This is a genomic window from Bacillus sp. Marseille-Q3570, from assembly GCF_946151055.1.
In the GTDB taxonomy this organism is placed as follows: domain Bacteria; phylum Bacillota; class Bacilli; order Bacillales; family Fictibacillaceae; genus Pseudalkalibacillus.
The window spans coordinates 132,952-148,498 of record NZ_CAMGYZ010000002.1; the positions used below are offsets into that span (position 1 = coordinate 132,952).

At 41.6% G+C, this 15,547-nt stretch carries 16 protein-coding genes; 5 read left to right on the plus strand and 11 right to left on the minus strand.

All coding sequences use genetic code 11. From position 1 onward, the window contains the following. Window positions 1–59: 59 nt before the first annotated feature. The 8 genes from N8M93_RS03900 to N8M93_RS03935 all read right to left on the minus strand — a co-directional run bounded on the left by N8M93_RS03900 (window position 60) and on the right by N8M93_RS03935 (window position 7,819). Window positions 60–611: a GNAT family N-acetyltransferase gene (locus N8M93_RS03900; RefSeq protein WP_261129833.1), complete on the minus strand. Its 552-nt coding sequence runs from the start codon at window positions 609–611 to the stop codon at window positions 60–62. 545 nt (window positions 612–1,156) lie between these two features. Then, on the minus strand, window positions 1,157–1,696 hold the full coding sequence (locus N8M93_RS03905; protein ID WP_261129835.1) for a histidine phosphatase family protein: 540 nt from the start codon (window positions 1,694–1,696) through the stop codon (window positions 1,157–1,159). A gap of 4 nt (window positions 1,697–1,700) precedes the next feature. Further along, complete coding sequence (locus N8M93_RS03910) at window positions 1,701–1,835, minus strand: hypothetical protein (RefSeq protein ID WP_261129837.1); 135 nt, start codon at window positions 1,833–1,835, stop codon at window positions 1,701–1,703. Between the two features lie 236 nt (window positions 1,836–2,071). After that, window positions 2,072–2,710, minus strand: a complete 639-nt coding sequence (locus tag N8M93_RS03915; RefSeq protein WP_261129839.1) for a response regulator transcription factor — start codon at window positions 2,708–2,710, stop codon at window positions 2,072–2,074. Next, window positions 2,685–4,547, minus strand: a complete 1,863-nt coding sequence (locus tag N8M93_RS03920; RefSeq protein WP_261129840.1) for a GAF domain-containing sensor histidine kinase — start codon at window positions 4,545–4,547, stop codon at window positions 2,685–2,687. Before N8M93_RS03920 ends, N8M93_RS03915 begins: the two co-directional genes overlap by 26 nt. A 508-nt stretch (window positions 4,548–5,055) precedes the next feature. Next, window positions 5,056–6,120 (minus strand): SDR family oxidoreductase, encoded by a 1,065-nt coding sequence (locus N8M93_RS03925; protein ID WP_261129842.1) that lies wholly within the window; start codon window positions 6,118–6,120, stop codon window positions 5,056–5,058. Between the two features lie 26 nt (window positions 6,121–6,146). Beyond that, a complete protein-coding gene (locus N8M93_RS03930; protein WP_261129843.1) occupies window positions 6,147–6,938 on the minus strand; it encodes an alpha/beta fold hydrolase in 792 nt (263 codons plus the stop codon). Between the two features lie 236 nt (window positions 6,939–7,174). Then, the gene (locus N8M93_RS03935) at window positions 7,175–7,819 is read right to left on the minus strand and encodes a C40 family peptidase (RefSeq protein WP_261129844.1); all 645 of its coding nucleotides are present in this window, start codon (window positions 7,817–7,819) and stop codon (window positions 7,175–7,177) included. A gap of 184 nt (window positions 7,820–8,003) precedes the next feature. Here N8M93_RS03935 and N8M93_RS03940 point away from each other — a divergent pair, with 184 nt between their 5' ends. After that, window positions 8,004–8,840, plus strand: a complete 837-nt coding sequence (locus N8M93_RS03940) for an oxidoreductase (RefSeq protein WP_261129845.1) — start codon at window positions 8,004–8,006, stop codon at window positions 8,838–8,840. A 2-nt stretch (window positions 8,841–8,842) separates the two neighbouring features. Here the strand turns inward: N8M93_RS03940 and N8M93_RS03945 are convergent, their stop codons facing one another. Beyond that, entirely contained in the window at window positions 8,843–9,397 is a 555-nt protein-coding gene (locus N8M93_RS03945) for a DNA topology modulation protein (protein ID WP_261129847.1), read from the minus strand. Window positions 9,398–9,528: 131 nt separating this feature from the next. Here N8M93_RS03945 and N8M93_RS03950 point away from each other — a divergent pair, with 131 nt between their 5' ends. From N8M93_RS03950 to N8M93_RS03965, 4 genes are all read left to right on the plus strand, one after another. Continuing rightward, the gene (locus tag N8M93_RS03950; RefSeq protein ID WP_261129848.1) at window positions 9,529–9,726 is read left to right on the plus strand and encodes a hypothetical protein; all 198 of its coding nucleotides are present in this window, start codon (window positions 9,529–9,531) and stop codon (window positions 9,724–9,726) included. 166 nt (window positions 9,727–9,892) lie between these two features. After that, entirely contained in the window at window positions 9,893–10,366 is a 474-nt protein-coding gene (locus N8M93_RS03955) for a DUF2306 domain-containing protein (protein WP_261129850.1), read from the plus strand. A gap of 128 nt (window positions 10,367–10,494) precedes the next feature. Further along, complete coding sequence (locus N8M93_RS03960) at window positions 10,495–11,034, plus strand: sigma-70 family RNA polymerase sigma factor (RefSeq protein ID WP_261129851.1); 540 nt, start codon at window positions 10,495–10,497, stop codon at window positions 11,032–11,034. Continuing rightward, a complete protein-coding gene (locus tag N8M93_RS03965; protein ID WP_261129853.1) occupies window positions 11,015–12,421 on the plus strand; it encodes a DUF4179 domain-containing protein in 1,407 nt (468 codons plus the stop codon). The genes N8M93_RS03960 and N8M93_RS03965 overlap by 20 nt, the downstream gene beginning before the upstream one ends. 71 nt (window positions 12,422–12,492) lie before the next feature. Here N8M93_RS03965 and N8M93_RS03970 read toward each other — a convergent pair whose 3' ends face one another. Beyond that, window positions 12,493–12,984 (minus strand): AAA family ATPase, encoded by a 492-nt coding sequence (locus N8M93_RS03970; protein ID WP_261129854.1) that lies wholly within the window; start codon window positions 12,982–12,984, stop codon window positions 12,493–12,495. Between the two features lie 191 nt (window positions 12,985–13,175). Then, complete coding sequence (gene helD / locus N8M93_RS03975) at window positions 13,176–15,521, minus strand: RNA polymerase recycling motor HelD (protein WP_261129855.1); 2,346 nt, start codon at window positions 15,519–15,521, stop codon at window positions 13,176–13,178. Window positions 15,522–15,547: the final 26 nt, after the last annotated feature.

Genomic DNA, 15,547 nt, shown 5'->3' on the forward strand with positions numbered 1-15,547 from the left:
TTTAAGATGATTTTTTGTTTTTAAGCTTGCCTATGGTCTTTAAACACATGAATCTTTGCCTAACACTCAGGTTGATATTCTTCTTTTAACAACCCCATCACAACGCTATCATAATACTTTCCGTCTATATATTCATCGTTACGCATCCGACCTTCAACAACAAAACCATTTTTTTCATAGGAGCGAATAGCACGTACATTTCCGCTCCAAGTATAGAGTTGTATACGGTTCAGATTCATCGTTTGAAACAAGTAGTGGATAAACGCCTTCATAGCATCCGATCCATAGCCGTTGTCCCAGTAGTCTTTCCCAATTCCTATGCCTACCGTACAACGCCGGGAGACAATGTCTAGTTCACTGTAATTAATAGTACCAATATGCTTGGGATTTTCCCCGCGAGTATAAATGGAAAATACCCCTGCTTCACGTTTATCGATCTTTTTTATATTTTCATAATCATCTTCCAGCTTTTCTAGTGGAATGTGACTATGACGAAATAAGCCAGATCCTACGCCCCATATTGAGGTTTCCTCATCGTTGATCCATTCGTAAGTTCTTTTAAAATCTTCGAGCGACACAGGTCGTAGCTCGACTTTGTTTCCTGTTATCATGAATGTAATGCCATCCTTTCATTTGTTTTTCAATTTTTATGCTATGCATGATTGACAAGTCTCACTTCCAATCCCAATTTCGAAAAGATTGAATGGGAATGCTGAAACATCCATACAATGTTTAGCTTACAATCCTCCTAATAATTTCGAACACAAAAAACTCCTATACTCATTTTCCGAGATAGGAGGTAGTGTGATTTATAGGACAGACTTAAAAAAGCTTGCTAATTCAAGGCTATTTTTAGTCTTAATAAAGCACATTACAATAATCCTATCCCAGAAAACAATCGATAAAACGAATATTTTTGATCAGATTGGCAAATAAGCCCTTTCTGAGCAAATATAGATTAGTATCGATTTTTCTTTAAGTCAGGATTATTGAATCATGTGCTTTCTTCACCCTTCCGTCTTTTAGTAGCTATACTATAAACGATTAATTCAGAATAGTCAATTATTTTTACGGATTATTCTCCTATGTTTCCTTCCGATTAAGGAATCCAATATAAGAAGTTCATTCCACAATCTGGTCCGTTTGTGGATTTTACTTATTCCCATAGACGGTCCAGCTTGTGGTCATTTTCTTCAAATGAAACTAGGTATACATCTGGGTTGCTGAGCTGTTTCCATTCCTCAAAACCGTATGTATCATCGAAATCATTCAGAAGCAAAGTCATCAGATTCCCGTGCGTGACGAGGATGATATTTTGTTCTGGCCGTTCTTTCAGTTCAGCGATCAAACTTTCTGCCCGATTCTTCTCCTCTTGACTCGATTCCCCTCCAGTCAATTTCAGTGACAAATCATCAAAAGAATGGCGTAATTTTTCAAGCCAATCCTCATGATTTTCTGTGCTCAAAATCCGCTCAGATAGACGGTCATCCGTTTCCACTCGTATCTTCAAGGCATTTGCTGTCGGTTCAATAGATTGTTGCGCTCGTGTAAAAGGACTGGAGATGATCCGGTCAATCTGGATCGTTGAGAAGAATTCCGCTAGTTCCTCTGCCTGGTTGCACCCTTCTTCCGTTAATGGCGATTCAGGTGGCTGTCCTTCAGCTTTGCAATGTCTTACGAGATATAGATTTTTCATAAGACTAGTCGTCCCCTTTCATTTCCTGCTCAGGAGGCGGTGCATTCGGGTCGCCCACTTCAACTTCAGTTTTGTCCCCAGGTCCGCTGCACCCGGAAATAATGATCAAAACGAGTAAAATCTTACTGATACTTCGCAAAGTCTTCACTCCTTATCAACGAGTTTAACAGAAACTTCCGCTTGTCGTAATTAATCCGGCCACTTTTACGACGATTCCGGCCAAAACCGATAGTAATCCGGCGGGTTTAGAGCATAATCCGGCGGAAGGATACATTTTTACACGAATAGACACTTATTTCACCACCACAAACTATCAACACACATCGCCGATTCAACTTAAAAAGCTTCTCTTTCACTAAAAAGAGAAGCCTCCACTCAAGGTAATGGTACTAGTTGGTTTTGGACAGCATAGATGACGGCCTGGGACCTGCTTTTTACGTTGATTTTTTTGAAAATCTTGCTGACATGGATTTTCACAGTTTTGTCGCTGATGAACAACCTCTCTCCAATCTCTTTGTTGCTTAAACCATCAACAAGGCACATCAACACTTCTTTTTCCCGTTCTGTCAGCTCGGATTTATCAGTTGACTCACTTTTCTGGTTGTAATAGCCGAGGAGCTTTTTCGTTAAAGACGGATCGATGATGGATTCACCTTTCGCTACCGTCCGGATCGCCTCGACGACTTGGACAGAAGGTGCGTCCTTCAACAAGTAGCCATCAGCCCCTTCACGGATCGCGGCCATGAAATATTCGTCCATACTGTGCATCGTCAGAATCAATACTTTGATATTGGGATAATTTCTTTTAAAAATCGCAGTCAGTTCTACACCGTTCTTATCTGGAAGATTGATGTCGAGCAGTACGACATCCGGTTTCTTATCCTTTAGCACTTCAAGGGCTTCGCTACCGTTGACCGCTTCCCCGACGACCTGGATATCATCTTCCATTTCGAAAATATTTTTCAAGCCATCCCGTAAAACGGCGTGATCATCCACTAGCATGACGTTGATCATCTTCCATTCCTCCTTCGAACCCGAGCTTCGGGATCGTTAAATTGATTTCTGTACCTTTTCCTTCTTTACTATCAATCTGTAAAACAGCTTCGATTTTATCCGCCTGCTGGTTCATGCTCAGAATTCCGAAATGCGGGTCGTTTTTCGCCTTCACCATCGCATCGAGCAATGAAAAACCGACTCCATTATCTGTCACTTTCAAGAGTACGTGTTCCTTCTGATAACTGAGCAGCACATTGACTCTGGTAGCCTTTGCATGTTTGATGATATTCTGGAGACTCTCCTGGAAGATATCGAACATGACCTTTTCCACCATTGGACTAAGATAAATCGGGTTCCCTCTTTCTTCATAGGTGATATCAAGCCCAGTCTCCTGTTTGATGACATCGATCCTTTTCAAAACCGCTTGCGTCAACCCGACCCTTTCAGTTTCATAGGGTCTCAGCGCGTAAATCGATTGCCGGATTTCTTTGAGGCTATGCCGCAGCTTGCTGAGACTATCTTTGACAAGATGGTGGGATTCAGGTGGTTTCTGTAAGAATTTCCGATCAGCCGTTTCGAGCTTCATGACAGCTCCTGCAAGGGATTGTGCAACTCCGTCATGGATTTCGCGTGCTATCCGGTTCCGCTCCTCCAAGACTGTCCGCTTTTCTTGTTCCATGATCAGCATTCTCGTTTTTATGACAACTGCAAGCTGGTTTGCCAGAGTCGCGATCGATTGGACATCCTCTTTACGGAAGCTGTTGTTTCGGGTCCTGCCAACAGCAAGCATACCGAGCAAATTACCTTCAAGGACAATCGGTGCATAAACGATTGCTTTTATTGCATGATCGAAACAAGCTGGAGTCAGCCCAGGATCTTTTTTCCGATTTTGAAAAACCATTGGTTCTTTAACGCCATCAAAATGGCGGACTTCCTCTGTACAATCTGTCTTCCCTTTGGCTACTTGTCCGTGTTGAAATCGGACTTTCCATTGTCCATCTTCTTTTACCCATAAAATGCTCGCATCCGCTTCCACAAACTCATTCAAGCTTGTCCTGATGGATTCGACCCATTCCTTGGATGGCAGTAACCGGTTCAATTCGGTTGAAATGTTGAATAGTGCACTCAAGCGATTCCGTTCCGATTGAATCCGGGCGATGAACGAGCTTAGCAGAGCAAGACCGATCAGAGGTGAGAAAAAGAAGAAATAGGAATAGATATCGACTACACTACCCCGGTTCTGATTTCCGAGATATAGCATTACACCGATATAACTGAGCGAGATGACCGCACTGATCGACTCTGATTTGAACTTCTTCATCCATAATCGGAAAGGATATACTTGTGGTCTGATGAGCAAAACGAGATCTACTAGAATATTGTTGATGACAAAATAGAGAACGGTGATCATTACCATTGAAAGCAAAGCAAAGGGTATGAACGGTTCGTCCGAGATGAAAGTTCCATGTATGAAACGGGATAAATATATCGCTCCTATGAAGCTCAATACCAACTGGGAAGGGTTGAAAAACAAAATCCTCATTGGTCGTTTTTGGACGAAATTCACTATCATTACGATTAGTGCATAGGTGATTACGAGTGTTGGCAAGCCATACACGAGAAAAAATGTGAAGATGAGTGGAAAGCTAAGGGAGCTATGCCCTTTCCAAACAGCCATTGGAAAGAATTCTGTTAGAAAGAGGAACAGCACGAATAGCAGTAAGACCATAAAATTCTCCGGCAGTTCAGCCGTATAGAAGGAGAATCCGATTGCAGCCAGACCAAGAATCGAAATGAATGACATGAACAGATTCGCATATGTTTCCTTTTTTTGAAGCTGTGAATCGATCCCCATCTCATCCCCCCCTCGTTTATCGTAATTTTCTGTCACTTTTTATTTTACATTGAAACTATCAAACAATAAAGAATAACCATTTTTTTACAAGTCTGGACAATAAGAATCCATTAAAATACCCGGAACTAGTAAAATGGTATTCCACTAACCAATTCCGGGTCCTATCCCACCAATAAGGGATTCGGTATGACCCATTATCTCAAATCCGATGCACATAACCAATTCAACCAAGGATATAAATCCAACTAGTACATTTGATATATGGAAGAATTTACTTGGTTTGACTGGTAGATTGTCTGGGTACATATGAATCAAAGCAGTTCAAAGATAGAGAAAATGCTTCACTCAAAGCATCGTATAGTATGATGACCTCCCCCTCCCCTTGTCTGACCCACAAGGGGCTTTTTTTGTTTTTTTAGGCTGTTTTCGCAAACTTTGTTGCTCTTGCAGTTAAAAAAAGAGGCAGGCTACATCAGACTAATGCGGCGCCACCTCTGGAGATTTGCAATCAAGCAGGTACAGCTTTTGTTTCGAAATAGGCATTGATGATCATCTTGATTGCCTCATCTGATAGATTCAAGTGTTCGATATCAGAACCTGCAATCAACTTTTGTGTATTTTCATCTTCAAAGGTAATCGAACTCTTCAAGTATGCTGCAAAAACTTCGATCATGCCATTGAGACGCAGTTCTTCTTCGCTAAGATCATGCTCCTCATCTCCGTCTACGATCGATAGATTATTGATTTCTAATGCCTGCTGAATCCAGGTCAAAATCGCTGCATTCGTCGGTGGATCCGGATTGGTTATGTTATAGACTTTATCGGGCTCCGCCGTATCAAGTGCGTGACCTAAAAGATCCGCTACATAATCCACCGGGACGAAGTTCGAAGTACCTTCCATCGCTCCTACGAGTCTGTAAAGTTGATTGCTCCGTCCTGCACGGATCGTCCTTCTTTTAAAAATTTCAAGCGCACGCATGAAACCATACAGTGTAAAAGCAGAGTCCGCTTCACCTGTCTTCGAGTCCCCAACGATGATCGCTGGCCTGAAAATCGAAACATCCATCCGGTCCCTATACGAGTTTACGAGATGCTCGGATAGGACTTTACTTTCTTCATACGGGTTATTGTACTCATCATTAGAATCATAAAGCGCTTCTATTCCGAGCGTTCTTTTCCCTACTGTATAAGCGGTACTTACATAGAGAAACTTTCTCGCTCCCATTTTGACAGCTAGATCGAGAATGTTCTTCGTGCCTTCATAATTGATTTTAAACAAGTCATCCCTTAACTCCTCTTCGAACTTGACGAGAGCTGCAAGATGATAGACGACATCCATTTTACCCGACAAAGACTCTATATCCTTTGCAGCCAGCCCACATGCAGGTGTGGTGATGTCTCCTTGTACAAGGTGGATCCTTTTCCTTTGTCCCTTCGTAAAGCCTGCTGTAACTTTTTCAGCTCTCTTCATGTTTCGAAATAACAGATAAAGATGATGATCCGTGTCTTCAATCAAGTTACGGATAAGTTTTCCCCCTAAAAAGCCTGTCGAACCAGTTAAAAATATGTTCAATCAATCTCACTCCTATGTTGGTTCACTTACATCGATGCTGCCTTGTCCATGTTTTTATCGAGAAAATCCAAAGACAGCTTGTTGAATTCTTTCGGTTTTTCTATATTACACACATGCCCGCAATGATCGATGATGGATAACGAGGCATTCCGATCGCCAGCGATATCTTTACGTAAAAAGTTGATGAAAAAGTAATCTTCCTCTCCAGAAATATAAAGCTTTGGCACATCCTTTGCGATTTGTTGTACGAACTGATACGAGTGGCCGACCTTATCGTTCAATGCAAAGTACGCCAGCAGATTTTTCCTGGTCATCTTTTTCGCCTCATTTATGAAAATCGAGCGCGACTGTTTGTGGTTCTTATGGGGCATGAGAATTTTTGCAAATAGCGTATACAGCCACATGTGTGGAATGAACCCTTTTATGATTTCCCCTGTTGTAATCAATAGCTTTGACATGAAATTGAAACGTGTGATCGCTCCAGCTAAAACGGCACTGCTCATCCGTTTCGGGTTCTTTTTCATAAGGTGATGGATGATGATCGCCCCTAGGGACACCCCTACAAAATGCGCCTTTTTAATATGTAAATGGTCCATCACTTTAAAGATTTCATCCGTAATGAGGTCGAATGACAATTCTGGTTCATATTCATGGACATCAGGTGAATTCCCGTGTCCAGGTAAGTGGATCGCAACCACGTTATAACGTTTCCGGTAATCCTTAAGCTGTTTATAGAAGACATTGGAGTTCCCGCCGATGCCATGGATCAATACTACATGCTCTGCTCCCGCCTTCTTGAAAAGTTTATATTCTAGCAATAGCCCTAGTCCCCTTCTATTTCTGCATATTCATCCATTATAGTCGAAATCGATCGATAATTGTTGTAGTTCATCAAATTATCAAAACTACCATCCCATCCAAGTTTTTACTGCTGATGAAAAGCACCAGCCTCCAACTGAGAACTGGTGCTTCATTTACAATCATTTATTCAAATAGTGAGGAAAAATCATCTACAAAACAAAAAAGATGACCCACTGAGGATCATCTTTCAAACTTAACGATATCGCTTAACGCCTATGTAACGGTACTGCCAGTAAGAGTTGTCAAGATCACTTTCTGTTACACCTTCCGATGATGAAGCGTGCATGAATTTATCATTACCGATGTAGACGCCTGCATGGCTCGGTCCATCGCCTTCCAGCTCAAAGAACACGATATCGCCAATGGCTGGAGTACTGACTTCTTTTCCATCCTCATACATTTGAGCGACGGTACGGTCGAGTTCGACACCTACACCCTCGTCAAAGATGTATTGAAGATAACCGCTGCAGTCGAATCCATCCGGTGATTCGCCGCCCCACTCATAAGATGTACCTTCATATTTTTTCGCTGTATCGACAATTGCTTCTTTACTGAAGAGCCCCAGAGCTTTGTACGTCTCTTTTCCAGTGATCCCATCAGCCGCAAGTCCCTTTTCGCTTTGGAACTCCTTCACGGCTTCTGTCGTGTAATCGCCATAATACTCCGTTGTTTTACTGTAATCAAAGTACCCTTTTTCATCCAAAATTTCCTGAAGTTCTTGTACGTCTGAATGCTCCATTGTAGGTTTCAATGTCTGGTCTCCAAGTGCTGCATGTCCGACAATCGGATTGAATGCCACAACTCCTGCCAATGTTAACCCTGCTGCTAATTTTTTCAACCTTACATCTCCCTTAATTCAAGTTTCGTACTTGACCAATATTACCAGTTGAATATGACACAGCGATTTTAAAAAAATTACATCAGAATAACAATTTGTAGGAAAGGAGTTGGATTCCTCCGACGAGAAGTCTATATTGAGGTTGTATCCCACTCATACATAAGACTCAGATAGGAGATCGATCATGAAACGAAAACACGCTATCGTCACAGGGACCTCAAGCGGGTTCGGCATGCTGATTGCAATCGAACTGGCAAAGGCTGGCTTCGCGGTCATAAGTACAATGAGAAATTTAGAGAAAGCTGAACCTCTTTTAAAATTGGCAGCGGATCATCAAGTGGCGGATTTGATTCATGCAAGCCAACTTGATGTCACATCTGCTGAATCCATCCGCCGATTCAAAGATTCACTTTCAACGTTTGAGTGTATCGATGTACTGGTGAATAATGCTGGATTTGCAGCAGGCGGTTTTTGTGAAGAACTGTCCATAGAGGACTATCGATTGCAGTTTGAAACGAACGTCTTCGGTTTGATCGAGGTCATACAAGCGGTACTGCCTACTATGCGGAAAAACCAGAGCGGACGTATCATCAATATCAGCAGCATCAGCGGAAGATTCGGCTTTCCTGGCCTTTCCCCTTATACATCATCAAAGCATGCTCTCGAAGGATTCAGCGAAAGTCTGCGTCTTGAACTGAAGCCCAACGGCATCGATGTCGTGCTCATTGAACCTGGCTCCTATAAAACGAATATTTGGGCAGCACTCGATAACATACCGCTAGATCCAGGATCTCCCTATCATTCGTATTTGGAAGCGATCATGGAGAACATCAACCACGATAAGGATGCACACGGAAATCCGCTTGAAGTCGCTGAGCTGGTTTCACGTCTCGCAAGCCAAAAGAAAACACCGAAACTCCGATATCCAATTGGTAAAGGTGTGAAAATCAATCTGTTTATTAAGACGATCATGCCGTGGAAAACATTGGAGCGAATCATTTTAAACAAGTTGTTGAAGTAGATTTATTGTTTACTAGAACTCGTACAGATTTCGTCCTGCATCATCTTCTGCTGCTGGACTAATTCGATGAACAATTCTACGTCCTTTTTCGTCCTGAGGATGATCACTTGTTTCTCACGTTCACATCTCTCAAGCTTTTTTAACAATTGTGGTCGGCGTGACCTTGTGAAATTCCAAACATACCGTAAGAATTCCAGGTCCAGTTTCTCAGGGCACCCCTCACCCATATCCACTCTCGTTTTCTTGTGATTTATGATTCTTCTTTTTATGACCCGATAAAAGCATGTCACCCGAGGCATATCCAGAAACACAATCGTGTCTGCCGCCTGAAGCCGTACATCCATCGTCGCCCCGTAATTTCCGTCAAAAATCCAGCGATCCTTTTTCACAAGTTGTTCCTGCTTTTTCTTCAGCTCTTCTCGAGGTGTTTCAACCCACCCTGGCTGCCAATTCAAGCGATCCAAATGGATGACTTCAATAGAAAGGATTTCCCCGACCTTTCTCGATAACGTTGATTTTCCGGCACCACCACAGCCAACAATCGCAATTCTTTTCACTTGTACGACCTCCTTCACCCCAGTAAGTTACGACAATAATGGAATTTAATGTTAATATAATAGTAGATAAACTGCAACATATTTTATTTGCGTGTATGAAAATATATGACTTTGTAGGGAGGGAGAAACTCATGGGTTGGTTTTTTGGTTTTCTTGCTGCTTTGCTTGCCTTTGCGGGTATCATAGATTGGAGACGGAAGAAAAATAAAAATACATCGCAGCATTCAATGAATCCACATGCAAAATCGGGTGAGAGTTCGAACTACGTCATGGGGGATAACCGTTACTCCAGCGGCAGCGGTGGTGGACTTGGCGGCGGAGACAACTAGATGCACGTTTTTTCTTTAGCCCGGATCTCCAGGTGTTTTTGTTGCAAGGAAAATCCTGCGGCATATTTAAATCCCACTCTTATCGACCAAATAAGAACTCCTATGTTTGTTAGCCGTAATCCAATAGGAAGTACCTTAAAAAATGGATTGATCAAGGAGGGATAAGGTGTTTGAAACGTTTTTAATTTTACATATCATATCGGGGATTATTTGCCTGATTCTGGGCCTGATATCTGGTTTAGCTAGAAAGAGAAAAGGGCTGCATACTCTAACAGGCGAGGTTTATCACTGGTCTTATGTTGGTGTATTCATTACAGCGATCGTCTTGTCCATCATGCATTGGGAAGCCAGTGCTTACCTTTTTTACATCGCCATCTTCTCCTATTCATTTGCCTTCATCGGCTATATTTCAAGAAAAAGGCGATGGCGCAATTGGCTGATGATCCATATCGGTGGCATGTTAGGTTCATATATTGGTATTGTGACAGCTGTGCTTGTGGTGAACGTGAGCAGAATCCCTCTCTTGAATGGACTGCCTACTCTTACGTTCTGGTTCCTCCCTACGATCATCGGGACACCAATAATTGCTACGATCTCTAAAAAATACAAAAAAAGATCATTCTCATCAAAAACGGTATAAAATGAATGTAGCGGCTGTCCCAGGCAGCCGTTTTCTTATGCTTATTAACAAAACAATGCACATGATCATAAACTTTTTGAAACTTATTTCACCCCTGCCCGCTCTAATGTGGTGAAAGGAGGCAGCACATGCTACATATCCAACTCGTAAAAAAAGCGATAAAAGGCGATGATAAAGCCTTTGAGTCTCTGATCCAGCAAGATAGCGATAAACTCTATCGGACAGCTTTCCTTTATGTACGAAACAAGGAGGATGCACTTGATCTCCTTCAGGAAACAGTTTGCAAAGCTTACGTGGCAATCAACAAACTCAAGAATCCGGAGTATTTCAGCACCTGGATCACCAAAATCCTAATGAATACCGCTTACGAATTCTTAAATAAGAAAAAGAGGATCCTCCTGACCGGTGATGCGTTTTTTGAGGCTATAGCTAATCAAAGTCCATCCAATGTTGAAGATCATATCGACCTGGTCAAAGCAATCTCAGAACTAAAGGAAGACTATCAATCTGTCATCATCCTATTTTATTATCAAGATCGGTCCATCCACGATATCGCGAAAATCATGGACCGCCCGGAAGGTACGATCAAAACCTACCTTCATCGCGCAAAATTCGAGCTGAATAAGGCCTTGAAAGGAGTACCCATTCATGAACAAAGATTGGTTTGAAAAAGAGACAAAGAAAATAGACGTACCAAAAGATGAGGTTCATGCTGCCATTTCTAAAGGAATCGGTGATGGGAAAAAGGAAAAACGGCTTCACAAACGTAAAAAATCCATCAAAGCCAGTGCAATTTTATCTAGTACCGCTGCTTCTATTGTACTTGCATCAGGATTTCTTTTTGCACCGGTGACGGAAGTTCTCGCTAAGGTGCCCTTCTTAAGTGCTGTCTATGAACATGCCCCATCAGTCGGAAATGAACTGTTCAATAGTAATCTCGTCACAGAGCTCAATCAGAAAGCGTCCGATAATGGTGTTGATGTAACCATTACAAGCGCTTACTATGATGGCAACATCATCGGAGTAACGTTCGAGGCACAGGGTGACCAATTGACCACTGAACATATGGATGAAGGAAACCGTCCTGTCGGCGGCCTTGCTTACGAAACATTTGATGGGAAAGAACTGAACCAATGGGGATCAGGCAGCTCGGGACTTCAAAAGGATGGCGATCACTTTGTCGGATCGATTGAGTTCTACAACCCTGAAGAACGTATTGCTGATAATTTTACTCTCCCGCTCACATTCACTCATTTAGGTGATGTAAACGGTAAATGGCGATTTGATATCCCAGTCGAGCGTATTCCTACTGAGGAAATCCAGGTGAACAAAAGCATTCGTTCAGAGGATGGTGTGTTCCAACTCCATGTGGAATCGATCATAAAGGGAAAAGCAACCACGATGATTGAGTATACCTATACGGTTCCTGAAAAAGAGGATACTTTGAATGTGTCAGTGTTTGATAATAATGAAAAAAGATTAGGTAAGTCCCATGCTGATGTTCTTCGTGTAGAAGAAAAAGATGTGTTCGTCCAGAAAACAGTACGTGAGTTATTTCCTAATAAGATAGACGAAAATGCTGATTCTCTGATCATCTATGCTGAAACTGAACTTTATGATCAGGAGGTCCACCAGACATTAGATATGAATGCGCCGATAAAAATAAAGAGCAATCGATTTGATTATCAAATTACTGTAGAAAATTTCAAACAAGAAAATGGTGAAGTAACAATAGATTTCAAGATCGATAATCTTGAAAATGGCCAGATCCGCGATGATCTCCTATTGAATTTTGCTGAATTTGTTCAACTGATTCCAACAGAACAGGTCCTTAAAAACAAGGACGGTAAACTCGACATCGAAAAAATGTTAAAGTATGAAATCCGTAGCTATAATATCAAAGTCCGTAATAAAGATGATATGCGTTACCAATCAACCTTCCATATTGGTGAGAATACCGATATCCGGGAATACTCTCTGCTCGTTCCGTTCCCTACTTTGAGTCTGAACGACAAACCAGTCACTCTGGACCCACTAAAAATAGATCTAAAGTAAGGAATAGGCTGAAGCGATAGGGCTTCAGCCTTCTTTATCACTGAGTCGGCATGAACAGAATAAAATTAGAATCACTTTATCAATTCCAGAGCTAGTGATTCAATCTCGTCTACGATACTACTAATATCCTTGGTAGTATCAATCGTTCTTGTAGAACTTGCCTCAATGATATCTCCGAACTGTTCATAATCATCAATGATTTCTTTTCTTTCGGAATCAGACTTACCGTATTCATTTGTCGTTCTTTTTCGAATTCTTTCTAAAAGAATATCTAAAGGCGCTGATAAGAATATGATTTCATTAAAATATGGATAAAACTTTCCTTGATTAGAAACCGTTCCAGAAACGAATAGGATTCCTTCATTATGTTCATTTACTACTTTTTTCATCTTATCCTCATCCCAGATCCATTCAGTTTCCAGTCGTTCATGATTAAATACTTCTATTGATAATTGATTATAATCAGTATCAATTGTGTGATATCCTCTATTAGATAATTGCGCCAAAATAGTAGATTTTCCTGTTCCAGACAACCCAGTAATAAAGATTATAACCTTATTCATCCCCTCATCCTTTCACATAACTTCGTCAGTCGTATATCTTCCTCCACTTTCCATCCGTCTTTTATTATGTTATATGGGTGTTCCATGTTCAGCAATCGTAAACTCAGTGCTGCTGACAGGTATTTTCCAAGTAAAGGATTTAAAAAGACGCAAAGTCAATAATTTGCGCCTTTTCTCGGATGGATATATTTTTACTGAACTTCCTTACTATTGCCCTGCTTTAGTCTCTCAGGTGAAACGTTGTGTAAAAAGGGGCTTGGAGCGCCTACTGTGTATAAATGCAGTTCATGCATAGCCCGCGTACAAGCCGTATAGAACAATCTGCGCAGACTTTCCTCTCCGTATACATGCTTTGAAGCGTCATAAATGATGACAGCATCGAATTCGATGCCTTTAGCTAAATACGCTGGAATGACAACGACACCTTGTTCATATTCAATCGACCCGCTTTTCACCAGTTTGAGACCCTTTATACTGCTAAGGGCATCAAAGGCTGTATCGCATTCTGAAGCAGACTTGCATATAATCGCGATGGTATTGTATTGACGCCGCTGCAAGTCATCAACTTTTGAAACGATATCATGGTGCAACTCAACGTGATCCGGCAGTCTGGTCAACTGCGGCTTTTCACCATCACGTTCAAAAGCATGAACCTGTTCACCATTCGGGATAAGTTCTCTTGTGAATTCTACGATCGGTTTTGTGGATCGGTAACTGCGAGTCAGGTTGATTGAATCTGTTTCTTCTGGTCCATATAAACTGGTGAGCGTGTTGAAATCGACTCTTTCACTAGCATGCGCGAATATCGCCTGATTGAAGTCTCCGAGCACTGTCATCCTTGCAAAAGGAAACAATCGTTTCAAAAATTCGAATTGAAATGGTGAATAGTCTTGTGCTTCGTCGACCAGCACATGTTTAATCGAACTGTTCGTCTGGAAGCCTTGAATCAGTTCTTTCAAAAGCAAAAATGGGGTTGCATCTTCATAAAACAATTTACGTTCATCCAGCATCTTTACAGTCAATGAACAAATATCCGCCCATTCATCAGGTATGACCTCCTGAATCCCCAGTTTGCTGCTTGTATGCTCGCTGAAAAGCCGTTTATAGATTTCAATGATGTCGATATAACCCAGACTTCGGATCCGTTTCTTAAGAGGCTTGAATTTCTTTCGGATAATCATTTTTCCAAGTGCTTTTCTCTCCATATCATAGTCATCAAACTCAAATCCATCTTTTTCCTGTAACTGATTGTAAACTTTTTGATATTCATCGTTACTAAGCAATTCAATTTCATCTTCCACCCATGGCTTTTTCCGTTCGAGCTTTTCCGCTTGCTCCACCTTCTTCATCATCCACTCTGTCAACTTTTCCACTCTATTGTGAAACCGGAGTGAGGTATCGACACTATAAAACCGTTCTGTTATTTCTTCGGCAGAGATCAATCTTCTACCTCTGAAGTCAATTCCTATGAAAACCATTCCGGATGATTCAAGTGACTGTCTGTATGCCTTGAGCATTTCGAAAAAATGAGTAGATGCCTTAAAACGGATGTTTTCCATTCTAGATTGATAAGAAGGGGATTCTGCCTCTGTCAATACATATTCAAGCTGTTCGTAAGGATCCTCGACTTGAAATGTACGGCTTAACCTGTAATCAAGATATTCCTGGAAAGTGACCTGCTGCATATTTTCTTCGCCAAGTTCCGGCAAGACTGTGGATACATAGTTATTAAACATCGCATTAGGTGAAAACAGGACGATTTGATCAGCTTTCAGCCACTCACGATATTTATAAAGTAAATAGGCGATTCGCTGCAAAGCGGCTGATGTCTTGCCACTCCCCGCTGCACCCTGAACGATCAGAAGCCTCCCAAGATCATGCCGGATGATCTTGTTTTGTTCTTGTTGAATGGTAGCCACTATGCTGTGCATATATTTGTCAGTGCCTTTGCCAAGGACTTGCTGTAAAATCTCATCCCCAATCGTGAGACTGGTATCAAACATCGAATCTATGACTCCATCACGGATGATATACTGCCATTTCCTCTCTAGCATACCTTTGATTTTCCCTCCCGGTGTATCGTATACCGCAGGACCAGGCGGGAAATCATAGTACACACTTGAAATCGGGGCTCTCCAATCGTAAACCAGGAAGTTTTCACCACTTTTATCCGTTAGGGTGGAAACACCAATATATATATGTTCTGTATCAGAAATGCCTTCTTCAGTGAAATCAATTCTACCGAAGTATGGTGTCTCCTTCATGCGGCGCAATGAAGATAATCGCTTTACTGCTTGTTTATGAGTGCTTTGCCTGACAGACAGGTTCTGGGCTTGCTGCCTTAAGCTGATGATCGTTTCGAGATAATCATCAAACGTATCGGTATTAACCTTTACGTCTTCCCAGAAGTGCTTCCGAATATCGATCACTTCTTCCTGACGCTGGGCTTTTTCATCTTCAAGCCCACCGATCTGTTCCGTAATCGTCTCCATGACACTTGCCAATCTTTCTTGTTCCTTCTGTAGTCCTTTGTTCATATAAGCACTCCTTTTACAATGGCTTG

Coding starts and splice junctions, on each gene's coding strand:
- N8M93_RS03965 (WP_261129853.1), top strand. CDS start 11,015: ATGAACAAAGATTGGTTTGAAAAAGAGACAAAGAAAATAGACGTACCA.
- N8M93_RS03970 (WP_261129854.1), bottom strand. CDS start 12,984: ATGAATAAGGTTATAATCTTTATTACTGGGTTGTCTGGAACAGGAAAA.
- N8M93_RS03905 (WP_261129835.1), bottom strand. CDS start 1,696: ATGAAAAATCTATATCTCGTAAGACATTGCAAAGCTGAAGGACAGCCA.
- helD (WP_261129855.1), bottom strand. CDS start 15,521: ATGAACAAAGGACTACAGAAGGAACAAGAAAGATTGGCAAGTGTCATG.
- N8M93_RS03900 (WP_261129833.1), bottom strand. CDS start 611: ATGATAACAGGAAACAAAGTCGAGCTACGACCTGTGTCGCTCGAAGAT.
- N8M93_RS03950 (WP_261129848.1), top strand. CDS start 9,529: ATGGGTTGGTTTTTTGGTTTTCTTGCTGCTTTGCTTGCCTTTGCGGGT.
- N8M93_RS03960 (WP_261129851.1), top strand. CDS start 10,495: ATGCTACATATCCAACTCGTAAAAAAAGCGATAAAAGGCGATGATAAA.
- N8M93_RS03920 (WP_261129840.1), bottom strand. CDS start 4,547: ATGGGGATCGATTCACAGCTTCAAAAAAAGGAAACATATGCGAATCTG.
- N8M93_RS03915 (WP_261129839.1), bottom strand. CDS start 2,710: ATGATCAACGTCATGCTAGTGGATGATCACGCCGTTTTACGGGATGGC.
- N8M93_RS03940 (WP_261129845.1), top strand. CDS start 8,004: ATGAAACGAAAACACGCTATCGTCACAGGGACCTCAAGCGGGTTCGGC.